Source organism: Rhodococcus sp. IEGM 1379, from assembly GCF_030056815.1.
GTDB lineage: Bacteria > Actinomycetota > Actinomycetes > Mycobacteriales > Mycobacteriaceae > Rhodococcus_F.
Genome location: NZ_JASHKR010000009.1, coordinates 55,491 through 73,395 on the forward strand (window position 1 = coordinate 55,491; position 17,905 = coordinate 73,395).

Below are 17,905 nucleotides of genomic sequence, written 5' to 3' on the forward strand. Positions count from 1 at the left end.
AGGTGAAGCTTCGTGGGAGCATAGGTTTGCTGTGAATGAGACTGACATGGGTGCCCAATTGACCGTCCTGGCCGTCGACGACGAAAAGCCAGCGCTCGACGAGCTGGCTTTTCTGCTGCGCGCACAAGTGCCGGTAGCGCACGTCCATACGGCATCCGATGCGACGACGGCACTGCGGATCCTTCGCGACGGCGGCATCGACGCGGTCTTTCTCGACATCAACATGCCAGGCCTCGACGGTCTGGAACTGGCCGGGATCCTCTCCAATTTTGCGACTCCACCGCCCGTCGTGTTTGTTACCGCGCACGATGACCGCGCGGTGGCGGCATTTGATCTGGGCGCGGTCGACTACCTCCTCAAACCGCTCCGCGAAGAGAGGCTGGCGCAGGCAGTGCTTCGCATCGTCGGTTTGGCGGGGCGTAGTCAGGGTGCGGTCAAGCCTGATCCGGCGCCCGGAGACGAGGTGATTCCGGTAGAACTCGGCGGGGTCACCACGCTGGTACAGCGCTCGTCGGTGGAGTGGGTGGAAGCCGACGGTGACTATGCGCGGTTGCATACCGCCGGCAAGTCGCATCTCGTGCGGATACCCATCTCGACCCTCGAATCCCGCTGGGCCGAAGCGGGTTTCCTGCGTGTGCACCGTTCCTATCTGGTGTCGCTGGCGCTGGTCACCGGAATTCGTACCGTCGGTAGTGGTTTGGTGGTGACGCTCCGTCCGCACGCCGGGAAGCCCTCCGTGGAGTTGCCGGTGAGCCGTCGGCATACCCGCGAACTGAAGGATCGTTTGGTCCGCGCGCCCAAACAGAGTTGGTTGTCGCGGTGACCGCGCAGTCGGATCCGTCTGCGCGTCAACGAGTGGTTTTGGCGCATCGTCACGGCGCTCGCATAGTCCGTACCCGGGTGGAGGTGCAGGAACAGACCGAGGTCGGTGACGCCATGATTCGCGGTCTGGTGCGTGCGCAGTTGGGTCTGGCGATTCGGTTGGCAGTGGTTGCAGCCGGGTTGTTGTGTGCCATACCGCTGTTGACCACGCTTTTTCCCGCGTTGTCGGCCTACTCGGTGTGGGGGATCAGGCTTCCGTGGTTGGTGATGGGCGGCGCCGTCTATCCGTTGCTGTTGATCACAGGCTGGGTGTTCGTGCGTCGGGCCGAGCGCAACGAGCATGATTTCACCGATCTCGTGGACGACTGAGCGCGTCGCTGTGGGTGGGCATTCGATTCCGGTGTTAACCGTGTTGGGCATCGTCGCTGCGGCAGTGGCGACGGTGGCGATCGGTATTTACGGGGTGCGGCTCTCCCGCACCACCTCGGATTTTCTGGTCGCCTCGCGCAGCGTCGGTCCGCGGTGGAACGCCACGGCAATTTCGGGTGAGTACCTCTCGGCAGCTTCGTTTCTCGGTGTTGCCGGGTTGGTGGCAAAGTACGGGGCGGACGGCCTGTGGTATCCGATCGGATTCACTGCCGGGTACGTGGCCTTGCTTCTTTTTGTTGCCGCGCCGCTGCGCAGATCCGGTGCCTACACGGTTCCTGACTTTGCAGAATTCCGTTTGGGCTCACCGCATTTGCGCAAACTGGCGATGCTGGTGGTCGCGATGATCTGCATCCTGTATCTGATCCCGCAGTTTCAAGGTGCCGGACTCACGCTCAATATCCTTCTGGGCGTTCCCAGCTGGATCGGCGGAGTTGTCGTCGGACTGATCGTCATCGCCAATGTCGTCGGCGGTGGGATGCGCTCCATCACGTTTGTCCAGGCATTTCAGTATTGGCTCAAGCTGACGGCGGTGGCGATTCCCGCCGTCGCCCTGACCTTTTATTTCTTTGCCGACGAGCATGACGTGGGTGCGCCGTCGCCGCCGACGGTCAGCGAACAGACCACCGTCGACATCACTACCGATGTCGTGGTGCAGGTTTCGGAACCGGTGACCGTGCGCGGCGGAGACGTCGACGGCAGTCCGATTTCGGGGACCGTCGTCCTCCAGTCCGGTGAGCACACGCTCGGCGAGGGTATGTCGATGGTTCTCGACGCCGGCGCTGCCGTTCCGGTCGTAGCAGGTGCTCCCGCCCAGAATTCGGATTGGATTTCGCCCGGATGGGGATTCGGTGGCCCCCATCCGATGTATCAGGTGTACTCACTGATGCTCGCGACGTTCCTCGGAACTCTCGGTTTGCCGCACGTACTCGTGCGTTTCTACACCAACCCGGATGGGCGGACCGCACGCTTGACGTCGTTGGCGGTGGTGGGGTTGGTCAGTGTGTTCTATCTGTTTCCGATGCTGCTCGGAGTATTTGCGCGGTTGTACGTACCGCAGTTGCTGATTACCGGAACGTCGGATGCTGCGGTGCTGCTGCTCCCCGGTTCGGTGTTTTCCGGGTGGGGTGGGCAGTTGTTGGCCGCGCTGGTAGCGTCGGGCGCGATCGCGGCGTTCCTGTCGACCTCCTCAGGTCTGCTGGTGAGTATCGCCGGGGTGATCAGTACGGATGTCCTGCGTGGGCGGGTACGTGATTTCCGGATCGCTGCACTGCTGGCTGGTGTGATTCCGCTCGTCATGTCCCTTGCGGTGGTGTCAGTCGACCTCTCGCGCACTGTCGGATTGGTGTTTGCCGTCGCCGCGTCGACGCTCTGCCCTCTGCTGCTCCTGGGTGTCTGGTGGCGCGGATTGACCGCGGTGGGTGCCGGCGCCGGAATGGTGGTGGGTGGATTCGTGGCCGGGTCGGCCGCGACCATCGCCATCCTCGGCGGATTGTCGGAGACGGTGCTCAGTGGTTGGCCGGCCGCGATCTTCGCGTTTCCGGCTGCAGTCAGTGTGCCTCTCGCGTTCGTGACGATGATCGTGGTGAGCAAGGCGTCGAGTAAGCAAGTACCTGCGGATATCGCACGGATCTTTACGCGAATGCATGCACCCGAGCGTCTGGGCATGGGGTCCGATCGCGAAGAAGATCTACGTCAGCCCTAGGTTTTCGGTGCCGTTTGTCGCGCTGCGGCGACCGTTTGGCGCACCGCCCGACAGCTCACCGTGTGAGTGTCGCCATATCCACTTTATGTGACTCCGATCTCACTAACGTCTGCACGTAGTTCACTTCACACGCGAGGCGAGGAGCCGGCAGTGTCCACAGCGGAAATCAGTGAGGGAGCGTCGCAAGAGCGACCCACCCCGGATGCCCAGGCATTCATAGACATGCAAGCGAGCCCTGAGTTTCAGGAACTGCGGACTCGACTGCGCAAGTTCGTTTTTCCCATCACTGCATTCTTCCTGCTCTGGTATGCGGTGTACGTCTTGCTCGCGACCTACGCCCATGACTTCATGGCCACCAAGGTCTTCGGCAATGTCAATCTCGGCATCATCCTCGGACTCGGTCAGTTCGTGACCACATTCGCGATCACCGCCTGGTACGTGAAATTTGCCGCCCGTGAGCTCGATCCGCGCTCCGCTGCTATCCGTGAAGAACTGGAAGGTCCCGCATCGTGATCACCACTCTCGCCGCGTCCGGGACGGACGTAGGTAACCCCGCTTTCAATATCGCGATCTTTGCGGCGTTTGTTGTAGTCACCATGACCATCGTGATCCGCGCCAGTCGCACCACCAAGAAGGCTTCCGACTTCTACACCGGCGGTGGACAATTCACCGGGCCGCAGAACGGTTTCGCTATCGCCGGCGACTACCTTTCGGCCGCGTCGTTCCTCGGAATCGCCGGCGCAATTGCCGTTTACGGCTACGACGGCTTCCTGTACTCCATCGGCTTCCTCGTCGCCTGGTTGGTGGCTTTGCTCCTGGTGGCCGAATTGCTCAGGAACACCGGCAGATTCACGATGGCCGACGTGTTAAGTTTCCGCCTCAAGCAGCGCCCGGTGCGCATGGCTGCGGCAATCTCGACCCTCACAGTCTCGCTCTTCTACCTGTTGGCCCAAATGGCTGGTGCCGGTGGACTTGTCGCGCTCCTGCTCAACATCGACGGCAAGTTCGGTCAGGGCGTTGTCGTCGCGATCGTCGGCGTGCTGATGATCGTGTACGTCTTGGTCGGCGGTATGAAGGGCACCACGTACGTGCAGATGGTCAAGGCAGTCCTGCTGGTTGCCGGCGCCGGCATCATGTTCGTGCTGGTGCTCTGGGCAGTGCGCGGAAACTTCTCGCAGCTTCTTGCCAATGCTCAGGACATGGTCAACGGTTCCGAGACCAAGGGCGTCGCGGGACGCGATGTCCTCGGACCCGGTGCCAAGTACGGTCTCACCTCGATGAGCAAGCTCGACTTCATCTCTCTCGGAATCGCTTTGGTGCTCGGTACCGCTGGTCTGCCGCACGTCCTCATGCGCTTCTACACGGTCCCCACCGCTAAGGAAGCCCGTCGCTCCGTGACGTGGGCGATCTCCCTGATCGGCGCTTTCTACCTGTTCACACTGGTTCTGGGCTACGGCGCCGCCAGCATGGTCGGCCCGGACAAGATCCTGGCTGCACCCGGCAAGGAGAACTCGGCGGCTCCGCTGTTGGCCTTCGAGTTGGGCGGCACCATCTTCCTCGGCATCATCTCGGCAATCGCCTTCGCAACGATTCTCGCGGTTGTCGCCGGACTCGCGATCACAGCATCGGCGTCCTTCGCTCACGATATCTACGCCAGTGTCATCAAGCGAGGCAACGCAACCGAAGAGCAGCAGGTCCGGGTTTCACGCATCACTGTCGTGGTGATCGGGCTCATCTCCATCGTGCTCGGTATCGGTGCCATGGGCCAGAACATCGCCTTCCTGGTCGCACTTGCCTTCGCTGTCGCAGCCTCGGCGAACCTGCCGACCCTGCTGTACTCGTTGTTCTGGAAGAAGTTCAACACCACCGGCGCACTGTTCAGTATCTACGGTGGTCTGATCAGTTGCCTGACGCTGATCGTGTTCTCACCGGCTGTTTCCGGCAAGCCGTCGTCGATGCTCCCGAACTCCGACTTCGCGTGGTTCCCGCTCTCCAACCCCGGCATCGTCTCGATCCCGCTGGCTTTCGCGCTCGGCATCATCGGTACGTACGTCGGGCGCAACAAGCTCGAAGATCCGGCCAAGCAGGCTGAGATGGAAGTTCGTTCCCTCACGGGCGTCGGCGTTGAAAAGGCCGTCGACCACTAGGGGTTCCGCCCCTGTGCGCCTTTTTGGTAGCCCCAACTACCAGAAAGGCGCACAGGGCTATTGTCGCCCCATGGCAAAGCTCACGGTGAAAATCGACGTTCCGCTCCCGACTCAGGAAGTGTGGGACAAGGCCTCCGACCTCAGTGGTTACGAGAACTGGCTGGTAGTCCACGACGGGTGGCGCAGTGATCTGCCCGAGAATTTGGGTGTCGGCACTGAAATCAGCTCCGTCGTGACAGTGAAAGGCCTGCGCAATCGCGTGCGCTGGACCATCAAGAAGTACGACGTCCCCAAAGCTCTCTCGCTCAAGGGCGACGGCAAGGGTGGCGTCAAACTGGGTCTCGAGTTGGACGTCAAGCCTAAGGGGGCAGGTTCCGAGTTGGCGTTGACCATCGAACTCGGTGGCGCACCACTGTTCGGACCTATCGGGTCCGGAGTTGCCCGGGCACTCAAAGGTGACATCGAAAAGTCGTTGGCACAGTTCGTGCAAATTTACGCCTGAAATTCGAACAAGAGCTACTTTTTGGCAAACATGAGTTAGGATTCTTTCCGGCGGAATAAACAGGGCAATAGTTTGTTATTGGTCGGTTGCTCCTGCCGGAGAGGATTCCGTCAATGTCTGGTCGTCACGGACCGTCCGGGGTGCCCGCAGCGTCGATGCCGCGATCGGTAAAAGTGCTGGTCGGGGTGCTCGCGGTGGTTGCTGTCGCTGGTGCTGCTGCATTCGTAGTCACCTTCAGTAGTGTGGAGGCGCGCGTTCCGGCGGTAGCTTCCGCCCCACCTGAACCTGGTTGTGGGGAGAAGTCCAAGCTCGTCATCGCGGTCGATCCGTCTATTGCGACCGGCGTCGAAGCTGTTGTCGCTACCATCGCTCCGGAAAAGCTCGGCTGCGCGTCGTTCACTGTGGTTTCCCAGGATTCTGCCCGTACATTCGGCGATCTCGCCGGTGGCGGCACCGGTCCGGCACTGTGGATCCCCGACTCGTCGGAATGGCTGGACAAGGTCACCGGGGTCGGGCGCAGTAGTTTCCGCAAGGTCAGTGCCTCGGTAGCCTCCACTCCGGTCGTCACGGTCACGAGAACCGGCGAAGGGACGCGGCCAGGAAATTGGCTCGACGTTCTTGCGGTACCCGGGTTGCACATCGGCGATCCGCTGTCGAGTGCTGTTTCCAGCGCCCCCATCGTGGCGGCTTTCGCCGAAACACAGGCGCAGAACGGCAATCCGGCATCCATCTCGGCCGCATTGGTTCCCGTCGCGCAGGTGCAGTTGGGCAACGTGAAGGAAGCGGGTTCAACCGGACGCATCGAAAAGGTTGCGGAAGCCGGCGGAACAGCGGTCACTACAGAACAGACCTTTACCACCTACCGCGCCGCTCACGCCGATGCTCAATTGACCGCAGTGGTGCCGGCAACAGGCACGGTCTTCATGAACTACCCCGTAGCGCTCACCGGAGCCGGCACGGTCGACGCGAGCGCTCAGGCACAGGTCCTCATCGACGCGCTCTCATCCGAGACTGGCCGAACGGTCTTGTCCGGACTAGGTTTCCGTGGTCCGGGCAACGAACCGCTCGGAAGCGGCGGCATCGGCGTCAGCACGGCCCTGGTACCGAGTGATCCGTCGGTGGTGGCAAAAGCACTGGCACGCTACGACGTTCTTTCTCGGCCCTCCCGTGCTCTGGCGGTTGTCGACGTCTCAGGTTCGATGGATTACGTGCAGGACGGTGTGACCCGGATGGCTGCGACGGCCCAGGCCGGCGACATCGCGATCCGAATGTTCCCGGGCAACGCACAATTGGGCTTGTGGGCGTTCTCGATCACACTCGGAGGGGATACCGACTACCGAGAACTCGAACCGGTTCGACGTATGGACGCGGCCGAGGGCAATGCCGATCATCGCACCCAACTTCTCTCACAAGTCGACACGCTGCCTTCGCTCGTCGGCGGCGGGACAGGACTGTACGACAGCATCCTCGCCGCATTCCGTCAGATTCAAAGCACCTATGATCCTGCCTCGATCAATTCGGTGATTTTGGTGACGGACGGGGCTAATGACGATCCGTCGGGAATCTCGCTGAAGGACTTGCTCGATACCCTTGCGCGTGAACAGGATTCCGCGCGGCCGGTTCCCATCATCACCATCGGTGTCACCGACGACGCGGATACCGAAGTGCTGAAACAGATTTCCGCTGTCACCGGCGGCAACAGTCACTTCGCACCCACGCCCGCGGATATTCCCAAGGTGTTCGTCGGAGCGATCAGCGGCCGTGCCGGATGATCGGAGTTATTCGAGGATCGGTGCGTCCGCAGTGTCGGTGATCCACTCGGTGGCCAGCGCCTCGAGAGTTCCGTCGGCGTAGAGCGAGTCGACGGCCGCAGAAACACAAGCAGTGAGCGGGCTGTTTTTCTCGAGAACCAAGCTGAAGAATTCCGTGACAGCGTTTGGCCTGGGGAACTGTCCGACGATCACCGACTGGGGTAGCTCGGTTTCGGTGATGTGGAAACCGGTGGGAATGTCGACAACCAGTGGGTCGATTTCGCCGGCCACCAGCGCAGCCTTCGCGTCGTTGGTGTTTGCGTAAGTCCGTGGCGGTGTCTTCGGGGTGATGGTGTCGGTGATGGCAAGCAAGCTGGTCGAACCAGCCTGCGCGCCCAGTCGATACGTTGCGAGCGACGTGAGATCAGCGGCCTGCGACGCGCTGTTGCTCTGCAACGCAATGACAGACTGCGCCACCGCGTAATACGGCGAGCTGAAATCGACGGCGTCGCGGCGGTCCCCGGAAATCGTGAACTGGTCGAGCGCGAAGTCGAAGTCTTTGCTGCCGGGCTGCGAATTTTACGACCAGGTGCCGCTTTTTCGCGCACAATGAGGACATGGCGACGACCGATCGGGGTCAGATCACACTCGACGGCATAATCGTGCCCGTGACCAACCTCGGGAAGGTCCTCTATCCGGAGAGCGGGACAACCAAAGCTGAAGTGATCGACTACTACACCCGGATTTCGTCCGTGATGATCCCGCACGTCGTTGCCTGTCCGGGTACGCGCAAGCGGTGGCCGAACGGGGTGGACGGTCAATCGTTCTTCGAGAAAAATCTCGCATCATCTGCTCCGGCATGGTTGACCCGCGCGTCGCTGCAACACTCCGATCGGGTGGTCACCTATCCCATTTTTGATTCGGTGGCATCGCTCGCCTGGCTCGGCCAGCAAGCCGCGCTCGAATTACATGTTCCGCAATGGCGATTCGACGGTTCGGGCCGGGGACCGGCAACCCGGTTGGTGTTCGATCTGGACCCGGGAGAGGGCGTCGGGTTAGCAGAATGTGCCGAAGTAGCTCGCTGGATCCGTGATTTGGTCGGAACTTTGGGGTGGACGGCCTACCCGGTTACCAGTGGCAGCAAGGGCATTCACCTGTACGTTCCTCTTGATCGGCCATTGGACGGGAATGGTGCGTCGACCGTCGCCAAGCAAGTGGCGACAGGACTCGAGAAGATTCATCCGGAACTCGTGACGGCAACGATGGCGCGGAATATCCGGGCGGGCAAGGTTTTTGTCGACTGGAGTCAGAATAATGCTGCAAAGACCACCATCGCTCCGTATTCGATGCGCGGGCGCGCTCAGCCGTACGTTGCCGCGCCGCGCAGTTGGAAAGAACTCGACGACCCCACGTTGCAGCAATTACTGTTCGACGAGGTTCTGGAGCGCGTCGAATCCGGCGGCGATCTATTAGCAGGACTGGATCCGACAGTGGCCATGGAAGATTCATTGACTCGGTACCGCAGCAAGCGGTCAGCTGCGAGAACACCGGAGCCGGTACCCCGAGACAAGCCAGCGCCCACCGTCGGCAATTCCTTTGTCATTCAAGAACATCACGCTCGTAGACTGCACTATGACGTTCGGCTCGAGCGCGGCGGAGTGTTGGTGTCCTGGGCTGTACCGAAAGGTGTGCCGACAACTGCCGGTGAGAATCGGCTGGCAGTACACACCGAGGATCATCCGATGGAATACGCCACCTTTTCCGGAGTAATACCGAAGGGCGAGTACGGCGGCGGTTCCATGACGATCTGGGATTCCGGGACGTACGAGACCGAGAAGTGGCGGGACGACGAGGTGATAGTGCGGTTGGCGGGGGAGAGAGTGCAGGGCCGCTTCGCGATTATCCGGACCAAGGGCGATCAGTGGTTGATGCATCTGATGAAGGATCAGAATGCGAGTTTCGGAACGGAGTTTCCCAAGAATCTCGAGCCGATGCTCGCCACTGTCGGTTCAGCCGAGGATTTGGATGTCGAAGAATGGGCCTTCGAAGGAAAGTGGGACGGGATACGAGTGATTCTCGAGTATCATTCGGGTGCAATGTCATTGCGCAGCCGGGCCGGAAATGACAAGACCGCCGACTATCCGGCGCTGGCGCATCTGGGTGAAATTCTGGACGGCCACGAGGTAGTTATCGACGGTGAAGTGGTGGCCTACGACCCGCAAGGTGTCACAGACTTCGGGTTGCTGCAACGTGGTGGTACGCCGGAGTTTCTGGCATTCGATCTCCTGTATCTCGATGGGGTGTCTTTGCTTCGGAAGTCGTATGCCGACAGGCGGACAGTGCTGAATGCACTGGCTGCAAACGTCGGTGACCTCAACGTTCCGCCGCAGATCGAGGGGACTGCCGAAAATGCGCTGGAAGTGAGTAGAGAATCCGGGTGGGAGGGGATAGTCGCCAAACGCCTTGCATCGGTGTACCTTCCAGGACGGCGAGGTTCGAGTTGGATCAAGGTCAAGAACTGGCGCACCCAAGAAGTCGTGATCGGCGGATGGCGAACAGGGCAAGGTAATCGCTCCCACGGGATCGGTGCCCTTCTCCTGGGTATCCCCGGAGAGAACGGACTGAGCTATGTCGGCCGGGTGGGCACGGGGTTCACCGATCGTGATCTCGAAAAATTGTTGGCGGTATTGAAACCCTTGCAGCAGAGCGAAAATCCCTTTGCGGAAGAGCTTCCGGCCGACGACCGAAAGGGGGCGGTATGGGTCAGTCCCGAACTGGTCGGTGAGGTGCGATTCATGGACTGGACGGAGAGTAGTCGGCTACGGCATCCGAGTTGGCGGGGGATACGGGGCGACAAGACGCCGACTGACGTGACGAGAGGAGACTAGCGGACTTTCGGTCGTCGGAGTTGAATTGTCAGGGCGGTTGCTCCCAGGAAGACGAAGATCAGGGACGTGTATCCGACGACGGATGGTCCCCACCCCTGTGGCTTCTCGACAGTGACCGTGCCTGTATCAGGGGCGGGTCCTGTGCACGTAATGCCGATCGGCCACCAGGAGCGTGATTTCCGCACACCTAGTGGACCGGGATAGGGCGAATTCTCGGGACTTCCCCACGGAGATCGATCGGCGCACAGGCCGGCGCCAGAGTTGCCCGCCGCGCCGGCCATGGCCTTGTACTGCCACTAGAAAGATGATCATTCCGAGAATGATTGTGCCCGTGGCAATTGCGACAGCGTCGGATCTGCGGACGTGGTGTCGCCGATACCCCATGACAGCACTGTATGGCATTGTGCGAACACCAGGTTCCTGTTCAGGGACAGAGCGCATGGGACAGCATCGCCGTGGTGTCCGGCGGATTCTTCGGCGCCCCGGTCATAGTCACGGTGAACGCCTGATCCGGCGTTGCACCGGACAACGTGGAATAACCGCGGATTCCGCCGCTGTGCCCGACGTAGGTCACTCCACACGGAAGGTCTGTTACATGAAGACCCAGGCCGTAGTCGAGTGCGTCGGCTTTGGTGGAACCTGTTTGTGGGGCGGTCATTTCAGCAAGCTCTTTGTCCGGCGGTGTGGCCGGCGCGTTGGTCCGGCAGATACTGCCGGACCAACGCGCCGAGAGTGATCGTTCCTTCCGCGACGAATTGCAGGACGAGAACTGCCGTGAAGGCCTGCGTCACACTGCCGATCCGAACACGATCGTTGTCGCCGATCGAATCACCGTCGGTAAGATTCGGGACGCCGCTGGTCAGGACTGTAGTTGTGTTTCCGCCGTCGAGAGTCGCGATAGCACCGACGGCGCCCGATCTGGTGAGCGAAACTAGATCAGATTGAACGTCGACAGCCCGTTGGATCGTGGAGCAGCCGACGAGGGCCAGTGACGTCGCAACTACGACTGCGGCGGCGAGGTGTGAGCGCATGAGTCGAATTTATGAAATTTGTACGCTTTGGTAATCCAGGAAATCCCGGATCTTTACTGCACAAAGGGACAAAAGACCCCTTTGTGCATCTCCCACAATCAGGATCGTCAAATCCTGTCCGAATTGCCCGCAATAGCCGTTAGCATCCGAAGTTGATCATTGCTTGTCACTGTCAGGCCAGTTCGATCCATTTCGGTGCGCAGTGTGCGCGGCCGAAGCACTCTCACCGAAGGACGGTTGCATGAGGAAGTCGACGTTGCGCAAGGGGACAATTGCCGCACTGCTGACCGGAAGTGTGTTGCTCTTGTCCGCCGCACCGGCTCTTGCCGAGCCGGGAAGTACCGGGAGCACCGGCAGCCTGGGGAGCACCGGCAGCCTGGGGAGCCTGGGAAGCATCAGCAGTGGTTCTGCGGTCCTGCCTATTCCGAGCCCCGCCGGCCTCGTCGCACTGGCAGCGGCAACAACGCAAACCGGCAAGCCGTACCAATGGGGTGGCAACGGACCGAACTCGTGGGATTGCTCGGGCCTGACGCAGTGGGCCTTCCGGCAGGCGGGTGTCTGGATTCCACGCACGAGCCAGGAGCAGGCGAATGCGGGCCAAGCGGTTCCGCTGTGGGCTCTGGCCATCGGTGACATCATCACCTTCTATCCAGGCGCGACGCACGTCGGTATCTACGCCGGCGGCGGAATGGTGTTCAACGCCTACGGCACTGGCGTTCCGACAGGGCTGACACCGTTGGCAAATCTGCCGATCAACAACATTCGCCGCTTCTAGTTTTCTGCACAGAACCTTCACAAGTCCTCCCGGGTTCATCCATGTCGGCCTAATACAGTCAGTTCCATGAGTCAGCGAAAAGTGCTCGTGGTCGACGACGAGGCCGGTATCTGCGAATCGATCGCGGCACGGCTACGTGCCGAGGGATTTGACGTGGAGTTGGCGTTCGACGGTCCCAGCGCTGTCTCGCGTTGCGCCGAGATCGATCCAGACCTGGTGGTTCTGGACGTGATGATGCCTGGATTCGACGGCCTCGAAGTATGCCGTCGAATCCAGGCTGTGCGGCCCGTGCCGGTACTGATGCTCACCGCGCGTGCCGACGAGACGGACATGGTGATCGGCCTGGGTGTGGGCGCCGACGACTATCTCAGCAAACCGTTCAGCATGCGCGTGCTGGTAGCACGGGTGCAGGCGTTGCTTCGACGCGCTGATCGTGCCGAGATCGCGGCGCGACCCGTGCTCCTCGAATTCGGCGATGTCGTCATCGATCTGACGGAGCGTCGGGTGCGCCGGGGCGATCAGGAAGTGCATCTGACACGAACCGAGTTCGACCTCATCGCCTACCTCGCCGAGAGACCCCGCGCCGCTATTCCTCGTGAGTCGTTGTTCGAGGAGATCTGGGGTTGGGGTGAGGGCGGAGGAAGCCGCACGGTGGACAGTCACGTCAAGGCCTTGCGACGCAAGTTGGGTCCCTCGGTGATTCGAACGGTTCATGGTGTCGGGTACGCCTGGGATGCGCCGAAATGAGTTTCATTGAAAGGGTTTTCGCGAGGTGGCCGCGCCCGCTGGATCCGATGCGCTCATTCAAAGTCAAAGTTGGTCTGCTCGTCGTTGCGGCGTTGTTCTTCGCGTCGGGCGGATTTTGGCTGACCTCGCAGCAACCGTTCCGCTTTGCGCTGTTGACGGCTTTGATAGTGGCACTGGGAGTTACGCAGGTGCTCGCCCACGGCATGACGTCACCGCTCCGTGAGATGACAGCGGCAGCACAGGCCATGGCGCGCGGTGACTACTCCCGTAGAGTCCGGGCAACCTCACGCGACGAAGTGGGTGAACTTGCGGTGGCGTTCAATCGAATGGCGGAGGACCTCGGCGCTGACGACCAGTATCGCCGGGAACTGATCAGCAATGTTTCACACGAATTACGCACGCCGATAACGGTTTTGCAGGCACTACTCGAGAACGTCGTCGACGGTGTGCAGGAGCCGAATCCGGAAACGATGCGCTCGGCGCTCGCTCAGGCCGAACGACTCGGTGTTTTGGTATCCGATCTACTCGATCTCTCGAAACTTGAAGGCGGCGCAATACCGCTGAAGCTCAGCAACTTCGATCTCGAACCCTTCCTCCGTGATGTTGCCGCGGAGAGGGGAACTGACGTGGCGATCGATGTGCGACCACCGGGATTGGCAGTGCTCGCTGATCCGGATCGACTCCACCAGGTGGTGACAAATCTCGTGGACAATGCGGTGCGGCACGGATCCACGGAGGTGGGGATCGTCATCCGTGCGTATGGCCGGGTGGACGGCGAGGTGGTGATCGAGGTGAACGACAACGGTCCCGGAATTGAACCTGACTCGCGCGCAATGGTTTTCGATCGGTTCACTCGAGGTGGGTCCACGGATGGCGGGACCGGGCTTGGGCTTGCTATTGCAAAATGGGCGGTCGAACTGCACGGTGGAACCATCGCAGTTGTCGACGCTCGATCGGGTTGTTGCATCCGAGTAGTGCTGCCGCAGAACTGAATTAGCTGGCTCTACGGCGCCGGCCTGTTTTGGGCCGCGTCGCTCCTTGTTGACCCCAATTGAACTTTGTCGACCTTGAAAGTGGGAAAGAACATGACTGCTCCGCTCACAGTCCCGCAGAAGCCGATGACGACGGTGCCAGCCCCGAAGAAGCCTGGCCGGTTGTGGCGTCGGCCAGATCGGACGTCGATGGCGACTCGTTCGATGCTCGTCGGATCGGTTGTCCTCGGTCTGCTCGCAGCCACAATCCTCGATATCGGAGTGGTCGGCGCGGCTTACTTGATAGTCGGGGTCGGCGTACTCGCCGTGGTCGGAATCCTGACGCCGCCACGGCTGACGGCCGTTCAATGGGCAGCGTGCGTGGGCGCACTCGCACTGTTGGGGGTGGCCGCAATTCGCGGGGCCGGGTGGCTTGCCTTCGTCTGTATCGTGGCAGCCTGGGTGGTGTTCACCTGGGTGTTGGTCGGCGGTCGCACGTGGACGGGAATTGTTGTGGGGCCTGTAATGCCTTGGCGTGCAGCACTTCGCGTCGTGGGATTTGTCCGGCGACGGAAGCTGAGGGTGGGAACCAGCCCACGTGTACCCACTATGCGTGTGGTCGCGGTGACTGCCGTGAGCGTGACGCTGCTCTTGATCTTCGGTTCATTGTTTGTCAGTGCAGATCCGGAGTTCGCGAAAATCTTCGGCGACGCACCCGCTGTACGAGTGGACGAACCGATCGCCCGTCTGGTCATCGGTGCGCTCGTAGCATTTGTCACGCTGAGCGCGGTGTATCTTCGACGCAGAACTCCGAGCGTCGACGCGCTTGCGCCGAAACCAGCCGTGCCTCTGTCTCTCTGGGAGTGGGCAGTACCGCTGGCGGTACTCAATATCCTGTTCCTGGGATTTGTTGCAGTACAGCTGAAAACACTGTTCGGCGGCGACAAGCACGTTCAGGTTACCGATGGTCTGACGTACGCGAACTATGCGCGCCAAGGCTTCTGGCAGTTGATGGCCGTGACGGTACTGACGCTGGTGGTTATCGCTGTCGCCGTGCGCCGCGTAGATCGCGGAGATCGACGATCGCGAAACTTGGCTCGAGGACTTCTCGGAGCGCTCTGCGCTTTCAGCTTGGTCATCGTGGCATCCGCAGTTCATCGAATGTGGCTCTACGAGAACCAGTACGGCTTCACCAGGCTGCGGGTGAGCGTCTTTGCTACAGAACTCCTACTCGGTGTGGTGTTCATTCTGCTCATCGCGGCGGGCGTGCGGATGTCGGGCAAGTGGCTGCCGATCGGTGTTCTGGCAACAGCTGCCGTGGGGCTGCTGGCATTTGCCGTGTTCAACCCGGATGCCTACATCGCGGAGAAGAATGTCCAACGATTCGAGAACGGAAAAACTATCGACACGTTCTACCTGCGCACACTTTCGGCCGATGCGGTTCCGGCGCTGGACCGCTTGACCGAGCCGCAGCGCAGCGACGCGCTGATGTACTTGAAGCAGGAACTGCTCGGATCCGAGGATTCGTGGTGGGAGTTCAACAGTTCTCGCGAGCGGGCACGGGAGATACTGGGAAGCAACTGAACTCGCTCGCCGAATGTGCAGCCGCGCGGGCAATTGCGCGCGCGGCTGCACATTCGGTCTGCGAGGTTTTCAGGGTCTACGGACGATCAGTGAACCGCCAGCGCGATCTTGTCGCGCTCTTCTGTCGAGACAACGTCACGCGTCGGGAGTAGGTCGATTCGCACGCTGTTCAGCTTGCCGCCGTAGCGGAAGGTGCCCTGCTCAGCGAACTCTTCGGCGACCGGGCTACCGCGGTTGATGCCGATATCCAGCTGCTCGTTCATGCTGAAGATCGCCCGTGTGGTCTTCTCGATCCGGCCTTCGGCAACAACGACGCCGTCGACGCTCAGAGTCGCCACACCGCCCTTGCCGATACCCCCGCCGTCGTACTGGAAGTTGACCGATACTTCCTTGGCATCACTGTTCAAGGGGTTCTCGGCGCGCACGAACGTCCGGCCGCCACCGCTGAAGTTGTAGCAGAAGACAGGAACGGAATCGATGATGTACAAGGCGAATCCACCGAACCGGCCGCCCAGGCTGACCAGCATGCCGTCGGCGACGCTGCCCAGATCGGCGGTCAGCGAGTAGGAGCGGTTGAAGAAATTGGGTGCGGCCTTCTCGACCAGCCCGTTCATGTGTGGGTACAGCGTGAGGGACTTGCGGCCCATCATGGGATGAGGCGGACGCGATTCCGGAGTGGAGTGCCGTCCGACGGTCCGATCATCAAGGGGGAGTACCTGATACTTGGCTGCCTCGACCAGGAACTTTTCCTTGAGGCGAGCGAGGATCTCGGGATGCTCGTCCGCGAGGTCGCGGGCCTGAGACCAGTCGACGGTGGTGTCGTACAACTCCCACTTGTCGTCGCTGAGTGAGGTCAGCTCGAGTCCGTGCGTTGCCATCAGCCACGGTGCGCGGTGCGCGGTTACTGCAGTCCAGCCGTGATCGTAGATGCCGCGGTTGCCGAAGATCTCGAAATACTGTGTGGTGTGGCGTTCTTCGGCCTTGGGCTCGTCGAAGGTGTAGTTCATTGCGACACCCTCCATCGGCTTCTGGGTGACGCCGTCGACGCTCGTGGGTGCGGGAATACCTGCGGCCTCGAGAATTGTCGGGGTGATGTCGACGCAGTGATGCCACTGCTCGCGGATACCCGGATTGTCGATTCCCCTGGGCCAGTGCGCGATCAGTCCGTTGCGAGTTCCGCCGTAGTGCGACGCAACCTGCTTTGCCCACTGGTACGGGGTATCGAGTGCCAAGGCCCACGACGCCGGGTAATGCGGGTAGCTGGTTTCGGTGCCCAGTTCGTCGTAGCGCGCGAGGACGTCGGCCGTCGCGGTCTTGTAGCCGTTGAGGCCGGCGAGGTAGTTGAAGGAACCCTCCATGCCACCTTCGGCGGATGCTCCGTTGTCGCCGAGCATGTACAGGACCAGCGTGTTGTCCAGAACGCCCATGTCCTGCAAGCGATCTACGAGTCGTCCGACCTCGTCGTCGGTGTGCTCGAGGAACGCTGCGTACAGCTCCATGAGCCGAGCCGAGACCTTCTTCTGGTCGTCGTCGAGCTCGTCCCAGTGCGGTGCGCCCGGTGCCCACGGAGCCAATTCGGTATCGGGCCCGACGACGCCCATTTCCTTCTGCTTCTCGAGGGTGATCTCGCGCTGTCGATCCCAGCCGTGATCGAACTCGCCGACGTACTTGTTCAGGTAGCTGTCCGGAATCTGAAGTGGTGCATGGCAAGCGCCGAAGGGGAGGTAGCAGAAGAACGGCTTGTCGGGATCCATGGTGTTGACACCCTCGATCCATTCGATCGCGTGATCGACCAGATCCTCCGAGAGGTGGTAGCCCTCTTGCGGTGTCTTGGGCAGGTCGACCATCGTGAAGTCCTCGTAGAGGACCGGGGTGAACTGGTCGGACTCGGCGCCGAGGAAACCGTAGAACTTGTCGAAGCCTTCACGCACGGGCCAACGGTCGAACGGGCCGGCTGCGGTGGTCTCCCACGTCGGAGTCTGATGCATCTTGCCGAATGCACCGGTGGCGTAGCCGTTGCCCTGCAGAACGCGGGCGACGGTTGCTGCGGATGCGGGGCGGGTGCCGTTGTATCCGGGTGCGGCGTTGGCCATTTCGGAGATGACGCCCATGCCGACGCTGTGGTGATTGCGGCCGGTCAGAGTAGCTGCGCGGGTCGGTGAGCACAGTGCAGCAGTGTGGAATCGGCTGTACTTGATGCCGTTATCTGCCAGGCGCTCGGCCGTCGGTGTGCGGCAAGGACCGCCGAAAGACGAGGCTGCGCCGAATCCGACATCGTCGATCATGATCAGTAGAACGTTGGGAGCGCCGGCGGGCGGGCGGACCGGTTCCGGCCTCGTGAACGGAACCTGCTGGTCACGGTAGTCGACGGAGGCGGCGACGTTCGGTGTTTCGGGGATGATCGGGATGGAATGACGATTCACAAGCGTGCTCCTGGCTGTGTAACCGGTACCGGTAATTTAAGGTGCTGACTTAAATTGGAGCGTAGTGTCTGTTCGCCTATTTACAGCAGGGGTCTCGCTGAGTGGGATGCGACCCCCGCTGTGCGCCTTCATT

The 17,905-nt window shown here is 61.1% G+C and carries 15 protein-coding genes and 1 pseudogene; 12 read left to right on the forward strand and 4 right to left on the reverse strand.

The window, feature by feature from the left end; genetic code table 11:
• Positions 1–46 precede the first annotated feature (46 nt).
• The 7 genes from QM600_RS08025 (at position 47) to QM600_RS08055 (ending at position 7,374) form a co-directional block, all read left to right on the forward strand.
• Positions 47–823: a LytR/AlgR family response regulator transcription factor gene (locus QM600_RS08025; protein ID WP_283260934.1), complete on the forward strand. Its 777-nt coding sequence runs from the start codon at positions 47–49 to the stop codon at positions 821–823.
• The gene (locus QM600_RS08030) at positions 820–1,191 is read left to right on the forward strand and encodes a hypothetical protein (RefSeq protein ID WP_283260935.1); all 372 of its coding nucleotides are present in this window, start codon (positions 820–822) and stop codon (positions 1,189–1,191) included. The genes QM600_RS08025 and QM600_RS08030 overlap by 4 nt, the downstream gene beginning before the upstream one ends.
• The gene (locus tag QM600_RS08035; protein ID WP_283260936.1) at positions 1,163–2,953 is read left to right on the forward strand and encodes a sodium/solute symporter; all 1,791 of its coding nucleotides are present in this window, start codon (positions 1,163–1,165) and stop codon (positions 2,951–2,953) included. The genes QM600_RS08030 and QM600_RS08035 overlap by 29 nt, the downstream gene beginning before the upstream one ends.
• 150 nt (positions 2,954–3,103) lie before the next feature.
• The gene (locus QM600_RS08040; protein ID WP_283260937.1) at positions 3,104–3,466 is read left to right on the forward strand and encodes a DUF485 domain-containing protein; all 363 of its coding nucleotides are present in this window, start codon (positions 3,104–3,106) and stop codon (positions 3,464–3,466) included.
• A complete protein-coding gene (locus QM600_RS08045; protein WP_283260938.1) occupies positions 3,463–5,100 on the forward strand; it encodes a monocarboxylic acid transporter in 1,638 nt (545 codons plus the stop codon). The genes QM600_RS08040 and QM600_RS08045 overlap by 4 nt, the downstream gene beginning before the upstream one ends.
• A gap of 70 nt (positions 5,101–5,170) precedes the next feature.
• Complete coding sequence (locus QM600_RS08050) at positions 5,171–5,602, forward strand: type II toxin-antitoxin system Rv0910 family toxin (protein ID WP_283260939.1); 432 nt, start codon at positions 5,171–5,173, stop codon at positions 5,600–5,602.
• Between the two features lie 113 nt (positions 5,603–5,715).
• Complete coding sequence (locus tag QM600_RS08055) at positions 5,716–7,374, forward strand: VWA domain-containing protein (RefSeq protein WP_283260940.1); 1,659 nt, start codon at positions 5,716–5,718, stop codon at positions 7,372–7,374.
• Positions 7,375–7,380: 6 nt separating this feature from the next.
• Here the strand turns inward: QM600_RS08055 and QM600_RS08060 are convergent.
• Positions 7,381–7,923, reverse strand: a pseudogene (locus tag QM600_RS08060) (transporter substrate-binding domain-containing protein); the annotation flags it as partial.
• A 47-nt stretch (positions 7,924–7,970) separates the two neighbouring features.
• On the opposite strand from QM600_RS08060, the gene QM600_RS08065 reads away from it, so the two are divergent.
• Entirely contained in the window at positions 7,971–10,241 is a 2,271-nt protein-coding gene (locus QM600_RS08065) for an ATP-dependent DNA ligase (protein ID WP_283260941.1), read from the forward strand.
• 424 nt (positions 10,242–10,665) lie between these two features.
• Here QM600_RS08065 and QM600_RS08070 read toward each other — a convergent pair whose 3' ends face one another.
• Both QM600_RS08070 and QM600_RS08075 read right to left on the reverse strand, forming a co-directional pair.
• The gene (locus tag QM600_RS08070) at positions 10,666–10,899 is read right to left on the reverse strand and encodes a hypothetical protein (RefSeq protein ID WP_283260942.1); all 234 of its coding nucleotides are present in this window, start codon (positions 10,897–10,899) and stop codon (positions 10,666–10,668) included.
• A 1-nt stretch (position 10,900) separates the two neighbouring features.
• A complete protein-coding gene (locus QM600_RS08075) occupies positions 10,901–11,272 on the reverse strand; it encodes a serine hydrolase (RefSeq protein ID WP_283260943.1) in 372 nt (123 codons plus the stop codon).
• 241 nt (positions 11,273–11,513) lie between these two features.
• Between QM600_RS08075 and QM600_RS08080 the strand changes: the two genes are divergently transcribed.
• The 4 genes from QM600_RS08080 (at position 11,514) to QM600_RS08095 (ending at position 15,349) form a co-directional block, all read left to right on the forward strand.
• Complete coding sequence (locus QM600_RS08080) at positions 11,514–12,047, forward strand: NlpC/P60 family protein (RefSeq protein WP_283260944.1); 534 nt, start codon at positions 11,514–11,516, stop codon at positions 12,045–12,047.
• A 66-nt stretch (positions 12,048–12,113) separates the two neighbouring features.
• Positions 12,114–12,794, forward strand: a complete 681-nt coding sequence (locus tag QM600_RS08085) for a response regulator transcription factor (RefSeq protein ID WP_283260945.1) — start codon at positions 12,114–12,116, stop codon at positions 12,792–12,794.
• The gene (locus QM600_RS08090) at positions 12,791–13,786 is read left to right on the forward strand and encodes a sensor histidine kinase (protein ID WP_283260946.1); all 996 of its coding nucleotides are present in this window, start codon (positions 12,791–12,793) and stop codon (positions 13,784–13,786) included. The genes QM600_RS08085 and QM600_RS08090 overlap by 4 nt, the downstream gene beginning before the upstream one ends.
• Positions 13,787–13,879: 93 nt before the next feature.
• Positions 13,880–15,349, forward strand: coding sequence for a DUF4153 domain-containing protein (locus tag QM600_RS08095; RefSeq protein WP_283260947.1), 1,470 nt, complete (start codon positions 13,880–13,882; stop codon positions 15,347–15,349).
• 86 nt (positions 15,350–15,435) lie between these two features.
• Here QM600_RS08095 and QM600_RS08100 read toward each other — a convergent pair whose 3' ends face one another.
• A complete protein-coding gene (locus QM600_RS08100; protein WP_283260948.1) occupies positions 15,436–17,772 on the reverse strand; it encodes an arylsulfatase in 2,337 nt (778 codons plus the stop codon).
• Positions 17,773–17,905: the final 133 nt, after the last annotated feature.